The 17,984-nt window shown below is 71.2% G+C and carries 13 protein-coding genes; 11 read left to right on the top strand and 2 right to left on the bottom strand.

Translation table 11 applies throughout. The annotated features are described in order from the left end of the window. Positions 1-322: 322 nt before the first annotated feature. Positions 323-1,063, top strand: a complete 741-nt coding sequence (locus AB0L59_RS34270; protein WP_365590566.1) for a class I SAM-dependent methyltransferase — start codon at positions 323-325, stop codon at positions 1,061-1,063. A 49-nt stretch (positions 1,064-1,112) separates the two neighbouring features. Here AB0L59_RS34270 and AB0L59_RS34265 read toward each other — a convergent pair whose 3' ends face one another. Continuing rightward, positions 1,113-2,186, bottom strand: a complete 1,074-nt coding sequence (locus AB0L59_RS34265) for a LacI family DNA-binding transcriptional regulator (protein WP_365590565.1) — start codon at positions 2,184-2,186, stop codon at positions 1,113-1,115. Positions 2,187-2,406: 220 nt separating this feature from the next. On the opposite strand from AB0L59_RS34265, the gene AB0L59_RS34260 reads away from it, so the two are divergent. The 6 genes from AB0L59_RS34260 to AB0L59_RS34235 are packed head-to-tail and all read left to right on the top strand — an operon-like array spanning position 2,407 to position 11,854. Next, positions 2,407-3,693: an extracellular solute-binding protein gene (locus AB0L59_RS34260; RefSeq protein ID WP_365590564.1), complete on the top strand. Its 1,287-nt coding sequence runs from the start codon at positions 2,407-2,409 to the stop codon at positions 3,691-3,693. Between the two features lie 5 nt (positions 3,694-3,698). Further along, on the top strand, positions 3,699-4,586 hold the full coding sequence (locus AB0L59_RS34255) for a sugar ABC transporter permease (protein ID WP_365590563.1): 888 nt from the start codon (positions 3,699-3,701) through the stop codon (positions 4,584-4,586). Next, positions 4,583-5,488: a carbohydrate ABC transporter permease gene (locus AB0L59_RS34250; protein ID WP_365590562.1), complete on the top strand. Its 906-nt coding sequence runs from the start codon at positions 4,583-4,585 to the stop codon at positions 5,486-5,488. The genes AB0L59_RS34255 and AB0L59_RS34250 overlap by 4 nt, the downstream gene beginning before the upstream one ends. 26 nt (positions 5,489-5,514) lie before the next feature. Next, complete coding sequence (locus AB0L59_RS34245; protein ID WP_365590561.1) at positions 5,515-6,771, top strand: glycosyl hydrolase; 1,257 nt, start codon at positions 5,515-5,517, stop codon at positions 6,769-6,771. Next, positions 6,768-8,798: an endo-beta-N-acetylglucosaminidase gene (locus tag AB0L59_RS34240; protein WP_365590560.1), complete on the top strand. Its 2,031-nt coding sequence runs from the start codon at positions 6,768-6,770 to the stop codon at positions 8,796-8,798. The genes AB0L59_RS34245 and AB0L59_RS34240 overlap by 4 nt, the downstream gene beginning before the upstream one ends. Before the next feature lie 38 nt (positions 8,799-8,836). Further along, positions 8,837-11,854: a glycoside hydrolase family 38 C-terminal domain-containing protein gene (locus AB0L59_RS34235; RefSeq protein ID WP_365590559.1), complete on the top strand. Its 3,018-nt coding sequence runs from the start codon at positions 8,837-8,839 to the stop codon at positions 11,852-11,854. Between the two features lie 159 nt (positions 11,855-12,013). Here AB0L59_RS34235 and AB0L59_RS34230 read toward each other — a convergent pair whose 3' ends face one another. After that, positions 12,014-12,718: a FadR/GntR family transcriptional regulator gene (locus AB0L59_RS34230; protein WP_365590558.1), complete on the bottom strand. Its 705-nt coding sequence runs from the start codon at positions 12,716-12,718 to the stop codon at positions 12,014-12,016. Positions 12,719-12,880: 162 nt separating this feature from the next. Between AB0L59_RS34230 and AB0L59_RS34225 the strand changes: the two genes are divergently transcribed. The 4 genes from AB0L59_RS34225 to AB0L59_RS34210 are packed head-to-tail and all read left to right on the top strand — an operon-like array spanning position 12,881 to position 17,900. Next, on the top strand, positions 12,881-13,945 hold the full coding sequence (locus tag AB0L59_RS34225; RefSeq protein ID WP_365590557.1) for a sugar ABC transporter substrate-binding protein: 1,065 nt from the start codon (positions 12,881-12,883) through the stop codon (positions 13,943-13,945). After that, the gene (locus AB0L59_RS34220) at positions 13,942-15,489 is read left to right on the top strand and encodes a sugar ABC transporter ATP-binding protein (protein WP_365590556.1); all 1,548 of its coding nucleotides are present in this window, start codon (positions 13,942-13,944) and stop codon (positions 15,487-15,489) included. The genes AB0L59_RS34225 and AB0L59_RS34220 overlap by 4 nt, the downstream gene beginning before the upstream one ends. A 5-nt stretch (positions 15,490-15,494) precedes the next feature. Beyond that, a complete protein-coding gene (locus AB0L59_RS34215; RefSeq protein ID WP_365590653.1) occupies positions 15,495-16,523 on the top strand; it encodes an ABC transporter permease in 1,029 nt (342 codons plus the stop codon). 36 nt (positions 16,524-16,559) lie between these two features. Then, entirely contained in the window at positions 16,560-17,900 is a 1,341-nt protein-coding gene (locus tag AB0L59_RS34210) for an enolase C-terminal domain-like protein (protein ID WP_365590555.1), read from the top strand. The last annotated feature ends 84 nt before the right edge of the window (positions 17,901-17,984 follow it).

Below are 17,984 nucleotides of genomic sequence, written 5' to 3'. Positions count from 1 at the left end.
CGCCGCGTCCTCGATCGGCGCCCGCCCGCCTCGGGGAGTGGAGCCCCGCTTCCCCCCGGCCTGCGGCTCCGCCTCCCCGTCCGTCGGCTCCGCTCCCGCCCCGAACGGCCCCGGGGGGGCCGGGGCCCGGCACGCCGGGAGCACGCACCTGACGCCGCGAGGGCCGCCCTCCGGGCGGACGACGGGAGTTCGACGACAGGGCCTAGCCAGGCTAGGGCTCGTCCGGCGGATCACGGGCCGAGGCAGGGCCGGACCGAGGCGAGGGCCGGCCGGTGCCCTCATCGTGTTGACCGCCCCCGGCAGGCAATGCTGGAGTCGGCACGTGGACAGCATCCCCGCCAACCGGCGGCTCTGGAACCAGATCAGCAGCGCCTACCAGCACAAGCACGACCCGCAAATCGGCGCCACACCCCGGCTGTGGGGCATGTACTCCATCCCCGACGCGCACCTGCACGCCCTGGGCGACGTCACCGGCAAGCGCGTCCTCGAACTCGGCTGCGGCGCCGGCCAGTGGTCCAGGGCGCTCGCCGCCGAGGGCGCCACCGTGGTCGGGCTCGACCTGTCCGAAGCCCAACTCGCCTCAGCGGCCCGCGCGATGGGAGCGGCCCGCTACTCGCTGGTGCAAGGCGCCGCCGAACAACTCCCCTTCGCCGCCGACAGCTTCGACCTGGTGTTCTGCGACTTCGGCGGGCTCAGCTGGGCGCCCCCGCACCTGGCCGTGCCGCAGGCCGCACGCGTCCTGGGCCGGGGCGGGCGCCTGGTGTTCAACGTCGCCAGCCCATGGTTCGAAGCCTGCTACGACGAAGCCGCCGGCCGCGTGACCACGACGCTGCAGCAGGACTACTTCGGGCTGAACACCATCGCCGAAGACGACGGCGCGACCAGCTATCAGCTCACCTACGGCGACTGGGTCAAGGTCCTGCGCGGCGCGGGTCTCGTCATCGACGACCTCATCGAGCCGCGGCCCGAACTCGGAACACCCAACGGCTACAACGAAACCGACCCACCCGACTGGGCACACCGGTGGCCGGCGGAACTGCTCTGGGTAACCCACAAACCGTGAGTTCCGCCGCGCCGAGACGTGAAGGCATCCCCTCGCCGGGCAGGCCCAGCTAGGTGTGCTGTTCGGGCAGGCCGGTCCCCGTGGCGGCTGCCTCCGCGGTGCTGCCCCGACCCGTCAGCCGGGGCACCGGCACCCCCACCGAGCGGGCCGGGTTCTCGTCCAGCAGGGCCAGCAGTTCGCGTGCCGCCGTGCGGCCGAACTCCGCGCTGTCGCGGGACAGCGCGGACAGCCGGGGCGTGACCATGCGGCACAGGGCCGAGTCCTCCCAGGAGACCACCGACACGTCCCGCGGGACACGGAAGCCGAGTTCGCCCGCCACCGCGAGGCCCGCCACGGCCATCACGTCGTTGTCGTAGATCAGTGCGGTGGGAGCGGGGGAGCCCCCGAGCACCCGGCGGGTCACGGCGGCACCCTCCGTGTCGGAGTAGTCGGTGGTCACCGAGCGGACCTCGGTGAGCCCGCGCCGCTCCGCCTCCGCGCGCAGCGTGGCGATACGGCGCTGGGTGTGGGCCAGATCCGGCAGGCCGGCGATGTGCACGATGCGGCGATGGCCGAGCGCGGTCAGCTCGTCCACCACGGAGGCCATCGCGCCCGCGTCGTCCGCCCAGACCGTGGACAGCCCCGGATGGCACACGTCGGGCGCACCGCCGATCACCACGGCGGGCAACCCTAGTTCGTCCAGCAGGCCGGGGCGCGGGTCGTCGGCGCGCGGGTCGGCCACCAGGACGCCGTCGACCCGGTGCTCGGCCCACCAGCGCCGGTACACCGCGCACTCCTCGGTGACATCCTCCGCGACCTGGAAGAGCAGGCCCAAGTGCCGCTCGGCCAGTACCTCCTGGATGCCGGAGACGAGCTGGAGGAAGAAGGAGTCGACGCCCAGGGTGTGCGCGGGGCGGGCCAGGACGAAGCCGACCGTGGCCACGCCCTCGCCGGACAGGGCCCGGGCGGCCGTGCTGGGTCGCCAGCCGAGCTGCTCGGCGACCCGGCGGACCCGTGCCCGGGTGGCCTCGGAGACGCCGGGGCGGCCGTTGAGCGCGAAGGAGACGGCGCTCTCGGAGACTCCGGCCCGCCGCGCGATGTCCTTCATCGTGGGCCGGCGTGCGGGGGACCGCTTGGTCGCCATGCTTCTCCCCCTTCCTGACAGTGCTCGCTAATGCGCTTGAGTGTCAAGACCCTAAAGCGCATTAGCAATTGACCGCAAGGTCTCGGCCAAACGTGTTTGACCTGCACTAATGAACGGCCCAATTCTTTAGTTGGGCGGAATGCATTGACTTTCTCCGAACGGCGCGGGCAAGGTCTCTGGCGCCACCCGACCCCCGCCACAGCAAGGGAGCCGTGTCACCGTGCCCATGCCCCGCAGAGCCCTCGCCGCCGCTGCCGTCGCCCTCGTCCTGCCGCTGAGCGCCTGCGGCTCGGGCGGCGACGACGGAGGCTCGACCGACGCCTCCGGCAAGATCGAGGGCGACATCACCTTCCAGACCTGGAATCTGCGCGCGAACTTCAAGTCGTACTTCGAAGGCCTCATAGCCGGCTTCGAGAAGAAGTACCCCGGTACGCATGTGAAGTGGATCGACCAGCCCGCCGAGGGCTACCCCGACAAGCTCAGCGCCGACGCCGGCGGCGGCACCCTGCCCGACGTCGTCAACGTCTCCCCGGACCTGGTCGCCCCGCTCGCCAAGGCGGGCCTCGCGCTCGACCTCGACAAGGCGGCCGGAAAGTACAAGCACGAGTATCTGGACGGTGCCTGGGCCAGCCACCAGGTGCCGGGCATGAGCGGCACGTACGCCTTCCCCTGGTATCTGAACACCGGCCCGCTCTTCTACAACAAGGCCCTGTTCACCAAGGCCGGACTCAACCCCGACCAGCCGCCCAGGACGTACGACGCACTCTTCGCCGACGCCCTCCAGATGGCGAAGAAGAGCGGCGGCAAGGTCGCCACCCTCGCCAACGTGCCCACCGTCGAGGACTTCGGCCGCTACGGCGTCACCCTGATGAACGAGCAGGGCACCGCGTTCGCCTTCAACGATGCCAAGGGAGTCGAACTCCTCACCAAGTACAAGGAGTTGTACGACGCCAAGGCCCTGGACCCGCAGGCCCTGACCGCCACCCCGGAGTCCTCCGGCAAGAAGTTCCTCACCGGCGCCGTCGCCATGAACCCCGGCAGCGCCCTCGACCTCGACAACTTCAAGAAGAACGCGCCCAGCCTCTACAGGAACATCGGCATCACTGACCAGATCACCAGCACCGGGCACGTCAACATGTACGTGATGGGCGTGATGGTCAACTCCCGCACCAGGCACACCCCGGCCGCCGTCGCCTTCGCCCACTACGTGACCGACGCCCGGAACCAGATGTCCTTCGCCAAGAAGGTCGCCATCTTCCCCAGCACCGCCGGCTCCCTCAACGACCCCTACTTCAACAAGGAGGACGGCACCGACGAGACCCGGGTGCGCATCGCCGCCGCCAAGTCCCTGAAGAGTGCGGTCAATTACACGCCGGTGCTGTTCAGCGACCAGATGAAGACCGCGCTCCGCAACGAGGTGGCCAAGGCGCTCCAGGGCAAGGAGAGCCCCAAGCAGGCTCTTGATAACGCTGTCAACGCCGCCAACCGGCTGCTCCGGCAGGGCTGACGGCCATGGCGACCCCGGTCCGTATCCGGCGCCAACTACCTCTCAGCCCCTGGCTGTTCGCCGCACCGGGGCTGCTCGTCACCGGCGCCTTCGTGCTCTACCCGTTCGTCTCCACCCTGGTGAACTCCTTCACCGACCGCCGGACCCTGCTGCCGGGCCACTTCGTGGGCCTCGCCAACTTCCGTGAACTGCTCCACGACGACATGTTCTGGACCGGACTGCGCAACAGCACGCTGTACATCCTCGGGGTCGTACCCGCCCTGGTCGTCCTGCCGTTGCTGCTCGCGCTGCTGGTGCAGAAGAACATCCCCGGTATCACCTTCTTCCGCTCCGCCTTCTACACCCCGGTCGTCGCCTCGATCGTGGTGGTCGGGCTGATCTGGGTGTGGCTGCTGGACGAACGCGGCCTGGTCAACTCGCTGCTGGAGACGGTCGGGATCGGCCAGGTCGGGTTCCTCAGCGACCAGTGGCTGCTCCTGCTGAGCGCGATGGCCGTCACGGTGTGGAAGGGCCTCGGCTACTACATGATCATCTACCTGGCAGCGCTGGCGAACGTGCCGCGCGAACTGCACGAGGCCGCCGCCGTGGACGGCGCGGGCCCGGTGCGCCGCTTCCTCTCGGTCACCGTCCCAGCCGTCCGCTCCACCATGGTGCTGGTCGCCGCGCTCTCCTCGGTCGCCGCCTTCAAGGTGTTCTCCGAGGTGTATCTGATGGCCGGCCCGAGCGGCGGCCCGGCCGGCGAGGACACCACGCTCGTCATGCTCGTCCAGCGCACCGGCACCGGCCTGACCGGCCGCGTCGGCTACGCCTCCGCGCTCTCGGTCGTCGTGTTCGTCGTCACCGTCGCGCTCATGCTGCTGGTGCTGCGCGCCGACCGCCGGGAGGAGTCATGAGCGTCCTGGAGAAGGTGCGGCCCGAGCCGCCGGTCACCGTGCGCAAGGAGCCGCGCGTCACCGACGAACACGGCCGCCGTATCCGCGTCGGCGAGCTGGTCTGGCGCTATCTGCTGCTGCTCGCCGTCCTCGCCCTGACCGTCGGCCCGTTCCTCTGGCAGCTGTCCACCTCGCTCAAGGGCCCCACCGAGGACATCTACGGCTCGCCGCCGAGCTTCCTGCCCGCCCATCCCACCCTGCACAACTACACGCGGGTCGCCGACACCATCCCCGTCTGGGACTACGCACTGAACTCCCTGAAGGTCGCCACCGCCAACGTCGTCACCAACTGCGTCGGCTCGGCCCTCGCCGGGTACGCCCTGGCCCGGCTGCGTTTCCGCGGTCGGCGCGCGACCACGCTGGTGTTCGTGCTGGCCATGCTCGTGCCCGTCGAGGGCATCGTCATCGCCCAGTTCACCACCATGCGCGAGCTCGGCCTGAACAACACGCTCGTCGGCGTCGTGCTGCCCGGCGCCGTCGGCGCGATGAACGTGCTGCTGATGCGCAACGCCTTCCGCAACCTGCCGTACGAGATCGAGGAGGCGGCCTACGTCGACGGCGCCAACGTCCGGCAGCGGTTCCTGCGCGTCGCCCTGCCCTCGGTGAAGGGGACACTGGCCGTGGTCGCGATCTTCGCGTTCATGGGGGCTTGGGACGACTTCCTGTGGCCGCTGATCGTGCTCAGCGACCCGTCCAAGTTCACCCTCACCATCGGCCTCAACTATCTGCACGGCACCTTCGCCAACGACGAACGGCTCGTCGCCGCCGGCACCGTGATCGCCGTGGCCCCGCTCATCGCCCTCTTCGCCTGCCTCCAGCGGTACTTCTTCCGGGGGGTCGGCGAGGGCGCCGTCAAGGGCTGAACACCCGTACGCCACAAGGACACTCCATGCCCCCTGTCGTGCGCTTCGGCGTCAACTACACGCCCAGTGAAGGGTGGTTCCACCACTGGCTCGACTTCGACCTCGACGCGGTACGCGCCGACCTCGACGCGATCGCCGCGCTCGGCCTCGACCATGTCCGCGTCTTCCCGCTGTGGCCCTGCTTCCAGCCCAACCGGACGCTGATCCGCCCGCGCGCCGTCGAACAGCTCGTGGCCCTCGCCGACGCGGCCGCCGCACGCGGCCTCGACGTCAACGTCGACGGCCTGCAAGGACACTTGAGCAGCTTCGACTTCCTGCCGGCCTGGACCCGCACCTGGCACCGGCGCAATCTTTTCACCGACCCGGACGTGGTCGAGGGCCAGGCCGCGTATCTGCGCACCCTCGCCGCCGCTCTCGCCGACCGGCCGAACTTCATCGGCATGACCGTCGGCAACGAGGTCAACCAGTTCGCGGCCGGCCCCCACCCCGACCCCGACCGCATCACACCCGAGCAGGCCGAGCGGTGGCTCGTACGGATGCTGGCCGCCTGCGCCGAAGGCGCCCCCGGCCGGCTCCATCTGCACGCCTCCTACGACGCCGCCTGGTACCAGGACGACCAGCCCTTCACCCCCGGCCACTCCGCCCGCCTCGGTGAGGTCACCGCCGTGCACTCCTGGGTGTTCAACGGCACCGCCCAACGCCACGGCCGTGCCTCGGTGCCGGCCGAGCACCACGCCGCCTACCTGGTCGAGCTGAGCAAGGCCTGGGCGGACGAACCGCACCGGCCGGTCTGGCTGCAGGAGGTCGGCGCGCCCGCGCCGCTCGTGCCCGCCGAGCACGCCGCCGCCTTCGCCGAGGCGACCGTCACCCATGTCCTCGACTGTCCCGACCTGTGGGGCGTCACCTGGTGGTGCTCCCACGACGTCTCGCGCGACCTCGCCGACTTCCCCGAACTCGAGTACGGGCTCGGGCTGTTCCGCAACGACCGGCGGCCGAAGGACATCGCCCGCGCGCTGGCCGAGGCGGCACGCCGGCCGTACGCGGCCCCCGTTGTGCGCTCCACGGCCCTCGTCGTACCCGACGATCCGGCCCACCGCTCGCGCTGCGCCCCCGGCGGAGCCGTCTTCGACGCCTTCTTCCGGCTCGTCGCCGACGGCGCCCGCCCCACCACCGTCCTCGACACCCGCGCGGACGACAAGGTCCACCTCGACGCGCGCGGCATCACCGAGGTCGTCAGTCCCGATCAGGTACTCCCCACCCCACACGGAGGCACCCGCTCGTGAACCCCACCAGACGCACGGTCCTGGTCGCCGCCACCGCGGCCGCCCTCACCCCGTCCCTGCCGGCCGTCGCGGCCGCCCGCCCCAAGGCCGGCGCCACACCGCCGTACGCCTCCTACTGGTACCCGGACTCGCTCCCCTCCGGCAGCCCGGGCCCCGGCATCACCTGGCGCAGCCTGAAGGGCTGGCGCGCGGCCGACGATCCCGACCTCGCCTTCAACGCCGCGTCCGTGCCGCTCGCCGCCCGCTTCGCCCCGACCCCGGCGAACACCACCGCCCGCTCCGGCCAGGCCCGCATCCAGGCCCTGGTGTCCTTCGGGCCGACGTCGAGCAACCCCTCCCAGGGCTCGGCCACCGCCGACTACTACGCCCTCACCCACTGGGCCTACCTCGACGAACTGGTCTTCTGGGGCGGTTCGGCCGGCGAGGGCCTGATCCTGGCGCCCAACGCTCCGATCGTGGACGCGGCCCACCGGCACGGCGTCCCGGTGCTCGGAAACATCTTCCTGCCGCCGGTGGCGTACGGCGGACAGCTCCAGTGGACCCGGGACCTCGTACAGAAGGACGCCACCGGGCACTGTCCGATCGCCGCGCAGCTCGTCGCGGTCGCGGCCGCCTACGGCTTCGACGGCTGGTTCGTGAACGCCGAGACCGGCGGCGGGAACACCGCGCTCGGCCAGGCCATGCTCGGCTTCGTCAAGGAGCTGAAGGGGCTCGCGGCCGCACGCGGACAGCGGGTGACCTGGTACGACGCGATGACCGTGAACGGCACGGTCAGCTGGCAGGGCGCGCTGGACAGCCAGAACCAGGCCTTCTTCCAGGCCGCCGACGACATGTTCGTGGACTTCCGGTGGAGCGCGGCCACGCTCGCCTCCTCGGGCACGAAGGCCGAACAACCGGGGCGGAGCCGCTACGAGTTGTGGGCTGGGATCGACGTCGAGTCGAACGGGTCCGACACGTCGGTGGACTGGGACGCGATCGTGCCGACCGGCGAGCCGCACATCACCTCGATCGGCCTCTACCGGCCGGAGTGGACCCGCAACCACCTGCCCGCCGACCAGCGCGCCCCGGAGGCCTTCCACGCCGCCGACGACCGGTTCTGGACGGGGCGGTCGCCGGACCCGTCCCGTCCGGACCCGAGCGATCCATGGCGGGCACCGGCGGTGTCGGTCGCCGACCGGTCGACCGTGACCTCGCTGCCGTTCGCGACCGTGTTCAACACGGGGCACGGGCTGCGCTGGTACGAGGACGGGGCCGTCACCTCGGACGCCGCCTGGAACCACCTCGGGCTCCAGGACCGGCTGCCGGCGCGGCGGTGGGTCGTGCGCACGGCGGGGGCGCGGCCGGCGGTCTCCTTCGACTTCGCCGATGCCTGGCGGGGCGGGAGCAGTGTGCTGGTGGACGGTGCACTCGATCAACCGGTCGTGGTGGATCTGTACGCGACCCGGCTGCCGGTCGGTGTGAACACGGTTGTCGAGCTCACGCATAAGACCGACGCCGGCGCTGTGAACGTCGAGCTGGCGGTGGCGACGGCCGAGCCGAGCGGGGCGGGGGAGACTCCGCCGTACACCTATCTGGCCGTGAACCCGGTCAACAACAGCATGCGCGTGAAGTCGGTCAACGGCTGGCAGACCCTGGCACTGCCGCTCACCGGGTTTTCCGGCACCGTCCACGCCCTCGGCATCCGGCTCACCGCCGCGGAGGGCCCGGTGCGCTGGCGCCTCGGCGGCCTGGCCGTCCGGGACACCGGTACCGCCCCCGCAGCCCCCACGGGCGCCCGTGTCACCGCCGCGACCGGCGGCGACCTCCGGCTCGCCTGGAACGCCGCCCCCGGCGCCGTCCGCCACTACGAACTCCACCGCCTCCTGCCCGACGGCACCCGCCGCTTCCTCGGCGGCACCTGCCAGCGCGCCTACTTCCTCACCGGACTGCAGCCCGAGCAGGGCGAGACAGCCGCACGATTCGAACTGCGTGCCGTGGGGGAGCTCTACAACGCCTCGACCCCCGTCACCGTCACCCACCCCTGGTGACCACCGCAATCACCCGGAACCCGCAGGGAGCACCCCGCATGCATGACGACCGCACGCTGGTGGAAGCCCGCCTCAGGCGCGTCCTCGACGAACGCATCCGCCCCGCCGTGTACCCCGAGTCCGTGCCGCTGCAGGTCGCGGTGTGGCACGCGCCCGGCGAGCCCGTGCCCGTCGAGGAGGGACTCGCGGCCGAGGCCCAGCCGATCGAGATCGGCGCACGCTGGGGCGCTCCCTGGGGCACGAGCTGGTTCCGGGTGACCGGGACCGTGCCCGAGGCGTGGGCCGGGAAGACCGTCGAGGCCCTGCTCGACCTGGGCTTCGACGAGAACATGCCCGGCTTCCAGTGCGAGGGCCTGGTCTACCGGCCCGACGGCACCCCGGTGAAGGGCCTCAACCCGCGCAACCAGTGGGTGCGCATCGGCGCCCCGGTGGCGGGCGGCGACGAGGTGGCCCTGCACATCGAGGCCGCTTCCAACCCGGTCATCCTCGACTACCACCCCTTCCAGCCCACCCGACTCGGCGACAAGGACACCGCCGGGCACGAGCCGCAGTACATCCTCACCCGCATGGACCTCGCCGTCTTCGACGAGCCGGTGTGGCAGCTGGTCGTGGACCTGGAGGTGCTGGGCGAGCTGATGGCGGAGCTGCCCGTGGACTCCGCGCGCCGGCACGACATCCTGCGCGCCGTCGAGCGGGCCCTGGACGCCGTCGATCTCCAGGACGTGAACGGCACCGCCGAGCGGGCCCGCGCCGAGCTCACCGGTGTGCTGGCGGCTCCGGCCGTACCGTCCGCGCACCGGATCAGCGCGGTCGGGCACGCGCACATCGACTCGGCCTGGCTGTGGCCGCTGCGGGAGACGGTCCGCAAGGTGGCCCGTACGACCTCCAACATGACCGCGCTGATCGAGGACGAGCCGGAGTTCGTCTTCGCCATGTCCCAGGCACAGCAGTGGGCCTGGGTGAAGGAGCACCGGCCCGAGGTGTGGGCGCGGGTGAAGAAGGCCGTGGCGGAGGGACGGTTCGTGCCGGCCGGCGGGATGTGGGTGGAGTCGGACACCAACATGCCCGGCTCGGAGGCCATGGCCCGGCAGTTCGTGCACGGCAAGCGGTTCTTCCTCGACGAGTTCGGCGTCGAGAACCAGGAGGCCTGGCTGCCCGACACCTTCGGCTTCGCCGCCGGGCTCCCGCAGATCATCAGGGCTGCCGGGTCCAAGTGGCTGCTCACACAGAAGATCTCCTGGTCGCAGACGAACAAGTTCCCGCACCACACCTTCCACTGGGAGGGCATCGACGGCACCCGGATCTTCACCCACTTCCCGCCCGTCGACACCTACAACTGCTCCATGAAGGGCAGCGAGATCGCCCATGCGGCCCGGAACTTCAAGGACAAGGGCCGGGCCCGGCACTCCCTCGCGCCCACCGGCTGGGGCGACGGAGGCGGCGGCACCACTCGCGAGATGGTCGCCAAGGCGGCCCGGCTGCGCGACCTCGAAGGCTCGGCCACCGTCGCCTGGGAGACACCCCGCGCCTTCTTCGAGAAGGCCGAGGCCGAGTACCCCGAGCCGCCCGTGTGGGTCGGCGAGCTGTACCTGGAGCTGCACCGCGCCACCCTCACCAGCCAGGCGAAGACCAAGCAGGGCAACCGCCGCAGCGAACACCTGCTGCGGGAGGCCGAGCTGTGGTCGGCCACCGCGGCCGTACGCGCCGGATTCCCCTACCCCTACGAGGAGTTGGACCGGATCTGGAAGACGGTCCTGCTGCACCAGTTCCACGACATCCTGCCCGGCTCGTCCATCGCCTGGGTGCACCGGGAGGCAAGGGCGACGTACGAGCGGATCGCCGGGGAGCTGGACGAGATCATCGCAGCCGCTCAGCGGGCCCTGGCGGGGGAGGGGCACCGGCACCTCGTCTTCAACTCGGCACCGCACGGCCGTAACGGTGTTCCCGCCGGCGGGGCCGGAGCGGCGCGCCGGCCTCAGGGGACGCGGCTCGCGCCGCGCGCCGCGGGCGGGCACGTCCTGGACAACGGCCTGCTCCGCGTCGAGATCGACGCCCGAGGCCTCGTCGTCTCCGCCCACGACCTCGACGCCGACCGCGAGACCATCGCCCCCGGCCGGGCCGCCAACCTGCTGCAGCTCCACCCGGACTTCCCGAACATGTGGGACGCCTGGGACGTCGACTCCTTCTACCGCAACACCGTCACCGACCTCACGGACGCCGAGTCGGTGGAGGCCGGCGAGGACGGCGCTTCGGTGCGGATCGTACGGAGCTTCGGTGCCTCCCGGGTCACCCAGGTGCTGTCGCTGCCGTCCGGCGAGCGGCGGCTGCTCATCGACACCGAGGTCGACTGGCACGAGACGGAGAAGTTCCTGAAGCTGGCCTTCCCGCTCGACCTGCACGCCGAGAGGTACGCCTCCGAGACCCAGTTCGGGCACGCCTTCCGCCCGACTCACACCAACACGTCCTGGGAGGCGGCCAAGTTCGAGGCCTGCAACCACCGCTTCGTCCACCTGGCGGAGCCCGGCTGGGGCGTGGCGGTCGTCAACGACTCGACGTACGGCCACGACGTGACCCGTACCGTGCGCTCTCACGGCGACCGCGGTACGACGACCACGGTGCGCGTCTCCCTCCTGCGCGCCCCGCGCTTCCCCGACCCCGAGACCGACCAGGGCGTCCACCGCTTCCGGCACGCGCTGGTCCCGGGCGCCTCGATCGCCGACGCGGTCCGCGAGGGCTGGCGGATCAACCTGCCGGAACGGCGCCTGACCGGCGCCCGTGAGGTCGCGCCGCTGGTCACGGTGGACAACGACGCGATCGTGATCACCGCCGTCAAACTCGCCGACGACGGCAGCGGTGACGTGGTGGTCCGCTTCCACGAGGCCCACGGCGGCCGGGCCCGGGCCACCCTCACCGCCGGCTTCGAGGTCACGGAGGTGACCGCGACGGATCTGCTGGAACGCCCCCTGTCCGACGCGGGCGCCCCGGAACGCGACGGCGACCGGATCACCGTACGGCTGCGGCCGTTCGAGCTGACGACGCTGCGACTTCGGCGCTGACCGGCCGGGCTCGCGCCGGTGAGCCGGGGTGGCACGGGCGGCGACGGATCTCCGGCTGGGCGAACGCCCGCAACCGGTCGACCTGTTGGGCGGACCGCCGACCGCGCGGGGAGTGACCCTGGCGGGCCGCACCCGTCCTGCGTCCGGCCACGACAGGACCTAGCCGCCGAGCTGCGCCCGCAGCCACTCCTCCACCTCGCCCACATGGGCCGCTGCCGCCGCCCGTGCCGCCTCCGGGTCGCGGGCGGTGAGGGCCCGGTGGATCGCGGCGTGCTCGCGGCGGGTGCGGGCGAAGGCGCCCTCCTCCTGGTAGCCGCGCCAGACACGGGCGCGGAAGGTGCGGGAGGACAGCCCCTCCAGGATGGCGGCCATGGTCTCGTTGCCCGCGGCGGCGGCGATCTCGCGGTGGAAGGCGAGGTCGTGGGCGAGGATCTCCTCGGGGTCGTCGGTGGCATTCATCGCCGCCAGGTGCTTCTCGACCGCGGCGAGTTGCTCCTGGGTGATGCGCGCCGCGGCCAGCGCGGTGGCCGTCGACTCCAGGATCCGGCGCACCTCGAGCAGCTCGACCAGCCGCGGGCCCCGGGACAGGTCCGCGACCACCCCGAAGGTCTCCAGCAGGTCGCCGGCCTCCAGCGCGGTGACATAGATCCCGGAGCCGTGCCGGGCCTCCAGGACGCCCATCACGGTCAGGGCGCGGATCGCCTCGCGCATCGAGCTGCGGGAGATGCCCAGCCGGGCCGCCAGGTCGCGCTCGGTGGGCAGCCGTTCGCCGGGCTCCAGCCGGCCCCCGGCGATCATCGCCTTGATCTCCTCGATGGCGCGCTGGGTCACCGTGCCTTTCTGTGGCACTTCCTCCTCGTCCACGCCACTCCTCCCTCTCCCGGTGCGCCGCAGTCTAACCGGCCAAGTGGTCCGACCACTACGGCCAGTGTCTCGGAATTTTCCCTGCACGAGGGTGTTGACTCGGCTTATTGGTCTGATAAGTATGCGGCGTCTGCTCGAACACCCTCGACGAGGAGCCGCGAGATGCCCGCCAGCACTGTCAGGAAGCGCAGCAGGTCCCGGATCATCGGCGCGGCGGCCCTGGCCGCCTGTGCCTCGCTCATGCTCGCCGCCTGCGGCAGCACCAAGGACACCGCGAGTGCGGGCAGCGGCGGCACCGGCAAGGTCGGCGTGATCCTGCCGCTGCTGACCTCGCCGTTCTGGCAGTCGTACAACGACTACGTGCCCAGGATGGCCAAGTCCGAGGGCGTCGAGGTGCTGAAGACGGTCAACTCCAACAGCGACCCCTCGCAGCAGATCACCGACATCGACAACGAACTCACCCAGGGCGTCAAGGGGTTGGTGGTCGCACCGCTGGACAGCGCCGCCATCCAGGCCGGACTCGACCAGGCCGAGCGCAAGGGCGTCCCGGTGGTCGCGGTGGACGTCGCGCCCGACAAGGGCAAGGTCGCCATGGTGGTGCGCGCCGACAACGTGGCCTACGGGGAGAAGGCCTGCGACTACCTCGGCCGGCACGTCAGCAGCGGCAAAGTCGTGCAGATCATGGGGGACCTGGCCTCGGTCAACGGCCGCGACCGCTCCGAGGCCTTCCGGTCCTGCGTGAAGAAGAGGTACCCGAAGCTCAAGGTGCTGGAGATCCCCGCCAAGTGGGAGTCCGACACGGCCGCCGCCAAGCTCGACACGCTCCTCAACGCCAACCCCGACATCAAGGGCATCTACCTGCAGGCCGGCGGTGTCTACCTCGCGCCGACCCTGCAGACCCTGAAGTCCAAGAACATGCTGAAACCGGCCGGGCAGACGGGCCACATCACGATCGTCTCCAACGACGGCATCCCGCAGGAGTTCGACGCCATCCGCAAGGGCCAGATCGACGCCACCGTCTCCCAGCCGGCAGACGCCTACGCCAAGTACGGCCTGTATTACATCAAGGCGGCGATGGCCGGGAAGACGTTCAAGCCGGGCCCGACGGACCACGGCTCCACGATCGTGAAGCTGCCCAACGGCATCCTGGAGGACCAGCTGCCCGCGCCGCTGGTCACCAAGAGCAACGTCGACGACCCCAAGCTGTGGGGCAACACGGTCGGATGAGTACCCCGCTTGTTGAAGCCGAGGGCATCGTCAAACGGTACGGCCCCACCCTCGCCCTCGCCGACGGCCGGCTCACCGTGCTGTCCGGCGAGTCCCACGCCCTGGTCGGCCGCAACGGCGCCGGCAAGTCCACCCTGGTCAACGTCCTCACCGGCCTGCAGGCCCCGGACGCGGGCACCGTACGCTTCGACGGCGAGCCCGCGCCCGCGCTCGCCGACCGGGACGCCTGGCGCCGCAAGGTCGCCTGCGTCTACCAGAAGCCGACGGTCGTCCCGGAGCTGACCGTCGCCGAGAACCTGTTCCTCAACCGGCAGCCGGCCGGCCGCGGTGTCATCAGCTGGCGCCGGCTGCGCCGCGAGGCCGGCGACCTCCTCGACACCTGGGACGTGCGCGTCGACCCCGAGGCGCGCACCGCCGACCTCAGGGTCGAGGACCGCCAAATGGTGGAGATCGCAAGGGCGTTGAGCTTCGGCGCCCGGTTCATCGTGCTGGACGAACCCACCGCCCAGCTCGACAACCGGGAGATCGAGCGGCTCTTCACCCGCATGCGCGCGCTGCAGGACTCCGGTGTCACCTTCCTGTTCATCTCCCACCACCTCCAGGAGGTGTACGAGGTCTGCCAGACGGTCACCGTGCTGCGCGACGCCCGCTGGATCACCACCGCACCCGTCGCCGACCTGCCGAAGGCGGCGCTGGTGGAGGCCATGGCGGGGGAGTCCATCGCCGAACAGGCCGTACCCACCAGGCAGGCCGGCGACGGCGCACCCGTCCTGCTGGAGGCGCGGGGGCTCACCTCGCCCGCGTACGAGGGCGTCGACCTCACCGTCCGCCGCGGTGAGGTCGTCGGACTGGCCGGCTCCAGCGGGAGCGGCAAGACCGAGCTGGCCGAGTCCTTCGCCGGACTGCACACACCGACCGGTGGGACCGCCCGACTCGACGGCACGCAGCTGCCGTTCGGGGACGTACGGGCCGCACTGCGGGCCGGGATCGGCTGTGTCCCGCGCGACCGGCACGAGCAGGGGCTGGTGTCCGGCATGAGCATCGGCGACAACGCCACGCTGAGCGTGCTGGACCGGCTCGGACGGGCCGGTTTCGTCGCCACCGACGCCAGGCGCCGCTTCGCCGCCGAGCTGATCGCACGCCTCGACATCCACGCCGAGGGCCCCGACCAGCCCGTGTCGGACCTGTCCGGCGGCAACGCGCAGAAGGTCGTCATGGCCCGCGCCCTCGCCTCGGACCCCCGCCTGCTGGTGCTGATCAACCCCACCGCCGGTGTCGACGTGAAGTCCAAGGAGTCGCTGCTCGCCCGCGTGGACAGCGCCCGGGACGACGGCACCGCCGTCCTCGTCGTCTCCGACGAACTCGACGATCTGCGCCGCTGCGACCGCGTCCTCGTCCTCTTCCACGGCCGTGTCGTCGCCGAGCACCCGGCCGGCTGGCGCGACCACGAGCTGATCGCCTCCATCGAAGGAGTTGACCATGGCCCCAGCATCTCCCGGGGGCAGCCCCCGGACCCCCGGCCGACCCGCAGGGGGCCGGGGTGACTGAGATGAAGGCCTCGGCGCCCGCCGCCACGTCGCCCACCCTGGACCGGCAAGGCACCGGTGGTTCCAGGACCGTCCTGCTCCGCCGGGCCCGCGAACTCGCCCTGGTCCCCGCCCTGTTGCTGCTCATGGTGCTCGGCGCGGTGGTCAACGACTCGTTCCTCACCGAGCGGAACCTGATCTCGATCCTCGGCGCCTCCGCCGCGCTCGCGATGGTGGTTCTCGCCGAGTCCCTCGTGCTGATCACCGGCAAGTTCGACCTGTCCCTGGAGTCGGTGGTCGGCATCGCACCGGCCGTCGGCGCCCTGCTGGTGCTGCCCGCCGGCGAGTCGGGCTGGGGCACGGGCTTCCCGACCGGGCTCGCCCTGTTCGCCATTCCCGTGGTCGGCGCGGTCCTCGGCGCCTTCAACGGCGTCCTCGTCGTGAAGTTCCGGCTCAACGCCTTCATCGTCACGCTCGCCATGCTGATCGTGCTGCGCGGCCTGCTGGTCGGTGCCACCAAGGGCAAGACCCTGTTCGGCATGCCCGACAGCTTCTACTCCCTGGCCACCACCACCTTCCTCAACGTGCCCATGTCGGTGTGGCTCGCCGCGGTCGCCTTCGCGGTCACCGGGTTCGTCCTGAAGTACCACCGCACAGGCCGCGCCCTGTACGCCATCGGCGGCAACGCGGACGCCGCCCGCGCGGCGGGCGTCCGCGTGGACCGGGTCATGCTCGGCGTGTACGTCGTCGCGGGCGTCCTCGCCTCGGTCGGCGGCCTGCTGCAGACCGGGTACGTCGGCGCGATCAGTGCCAACCAGGGCCAGAACATGATCTTCACCGTGTTCGCGGCAGCGGTGATCGGAGGCATCAGTCTGGACGGTGGCAAGGGCACCATGTTCGGCGCCCTGACCGGCGTCCTGCTCCTGGGCGTCGTACAGAACCTGCTCACCCTCGCCCAGGTCCCGTCCTTCTGGATCCAGGCCATCTACGGCGGGATCATCCTCGTCGCCCTCGTGATCGCGCGCGTGACGACGGGCCGTGCCCAGGACTGACGTCCCCCCAACCACCCGCCGACGGAAAGGACTTAAGTGTCCCAGGCTCCCGCCCGCGTCACCGCGGTCGACACCCACGACATCCGTTTCCCCACCTCGCGCGAGCTGGACGGTTCCGACGCGATGAACCCGGACCCCGACTACTCGGCGGCCTACGTCGTGCTGCGCACCGACGCCGCCGACGGGCACGAGGGACACGGTTTCGTGTTCACCATCGGGCGGGGCAACGACGTCCAGGTCGCCGCGATCGACGCGCTCAGGGACCATGTGCTCGGCCGGGACGTGGCCGACCTCTGCGCCGACCCGGGGTCCCTGTTCCGGGAGATGATCGGGGACAGTCAGCTGCGCTGGCTCGGCCCCGAGAAGGGCGTGATGCACATGGCCATCGGGGCCGTCGTCAACGCCGTCTGGGACCTCGCCGCCCGGCGGGCGGGCAAGCCGCTGTGGCAGCTGCTCGCCGACGCCGAACCCGAGTGGCTGGTCGGCCAGATCGACTTCCGGTACATCGCGGACGCGCTCACCCCGGAGGCGGCCCTCGAACTGCTGCGGCGCGGCAGAGCGGGCGCCGCGGAGCGCCGGGCGCGTCTGCTGGAGCGCGGCTACCCCGCCTACACCACGTCACCGGGCTGGCTCGGCTACGACGACGACAAGCTGACCCGGCTCGCCGCACAGGCCGTCGCCGACGGTTTCACGCAGATCAAGCTGAAGGTGGGCGCCGACCTCGACGACGACGTACGGCGCTGCCGGGTCGCCCGCGCGGTCGTCGGACCTGACATCCGGCTCGCCGTCGACGCCAACCAGCGCTGGAACGTGGACGAGGCGATCCGCTGGACCAGGGCCCTGGCCGAGTTCGCCCCGTACTGGATCGAGGAGCCCACCAGCCCCGACGACGTCCTCGGCCATGCCGCCATCCGCCGCGCGGTGGCCCCGGTGAAGGTCGCCACCGGCGAACACGTGCACAACCGGATCATGTTCAAGCAGCTGCTCCAGGCGGGCGCCCTCGACATCGTCCAGATCGACGCGGCCCGCGTCGCCGGTGTCAACGAGAACCTCGCCATCGTGCTGCTCGCCGCGCAGTTCGGCGTCCCGGTCTGCCCGCACGCGGGTGGAGTCGGCCTGTGCGAACTCGTCCAGCATCTGTCGATGTTCGACTACCTGGCCGTCTCGGGCACCACCGAGGACCGGGTCATCGAGTACGTCGACCACCTCCACGAGCACTTCGTCACCCCGGTCGTCATCCGCGACGGCCACTACACGGCACCCGCCGCGCCCGGCTTCTCCGCCGCCCTGCGCCCGGAGTCCATCGCGCGGTACACCTACCCCGGCGGCACCTACTGGGCCGCCGACCCCGACACCCAGAAGGGACAGGCTGCCTAATGCTGATGTCAAGCGATGAGGCGGAGTTGGGGACGTCCTTCGTAGGGCTTGCGATCGCGGAGCATGGCGTAGACGACGTTGACG

The organism is Streptomyces sp. NPDC052109 (assembly GCF_040680195.1).
Classification (GTDB): domain Bacteria; phylum Actinomycetota; class Actinomycetes; order Streptomycetales; family Streptomycetaceae; genus Streptomyces.
The sequence above is the reverse complement of the archived record's forward strand: the minus strand, read 5'-3'. Positions and strand labels throughout refer to the sequence as shown.

What these genes read in the sequence shown, in the direction of transcription:
- AB0L59_RS34265 (WP_365590565.1), bottom strand. Translation starts at nt 2,186, where the DNA reads ATGGCGACCAAGCGGTCCCCCGCACGCCGGCCCACGATGAAGGACATC.
- AB0L59_RS34255 (WP_365590563.1), top strand. Translation starts at nt 3,699, where the DNA reads ATGGCGACCCCGGTCCGTATCCGGCGCCAACTACCTCTCAGCCCCTGG.
- AB0L59_RS34250 (WP_365590562.1), top strand. Translation starts at nt 4,583, where the DNA reads ATGAGCGTCCTGGAGAAGGTGCGGCCCGAGCCGCCGGTCACCGTGCGC.
- AB0L59_RS34245 (WP_365590561.1), top strand. Translation starts at nt 5,515, where the DNA reads ATGCCCCCTGTCGTGCGCTTCGGCGTCAACTACACGCCCAGTGAAGGG.
- AB0L59_RS34235 (WP_365590559.1), top strand. Translation starts at nt 8,837, where the DNA reads ATGCATGACGACCGCACGCTGGTGGAAGCCCGCCTCAGGCGCGTCCTC.
- AB0L59_RS34225 (WP_365590557.1), top strand. Translation starts at nt 12,881, where the DNA reads ATGCCCGCCAGCACTGTCAGGAAGCGCAGCAGGTCCCGGATCATCGGC.
- AB0L59_RS34220 (WP_365590556.1), top strand. Translation starts at nt 13,942, where the DNA reads ATGAGTACCCCGCTTGTTGAAGCCGAGGGCATCGTCAAACGGTACGGC.
- AB0L59_RS34215 (WP_365590653.1), top strand. Translation starts at nt 15,495, where the DNA reads ATGAAGGCCTCGGCGCCCGCCGCCACGTCGCCCACCCTGGACCGGCAA.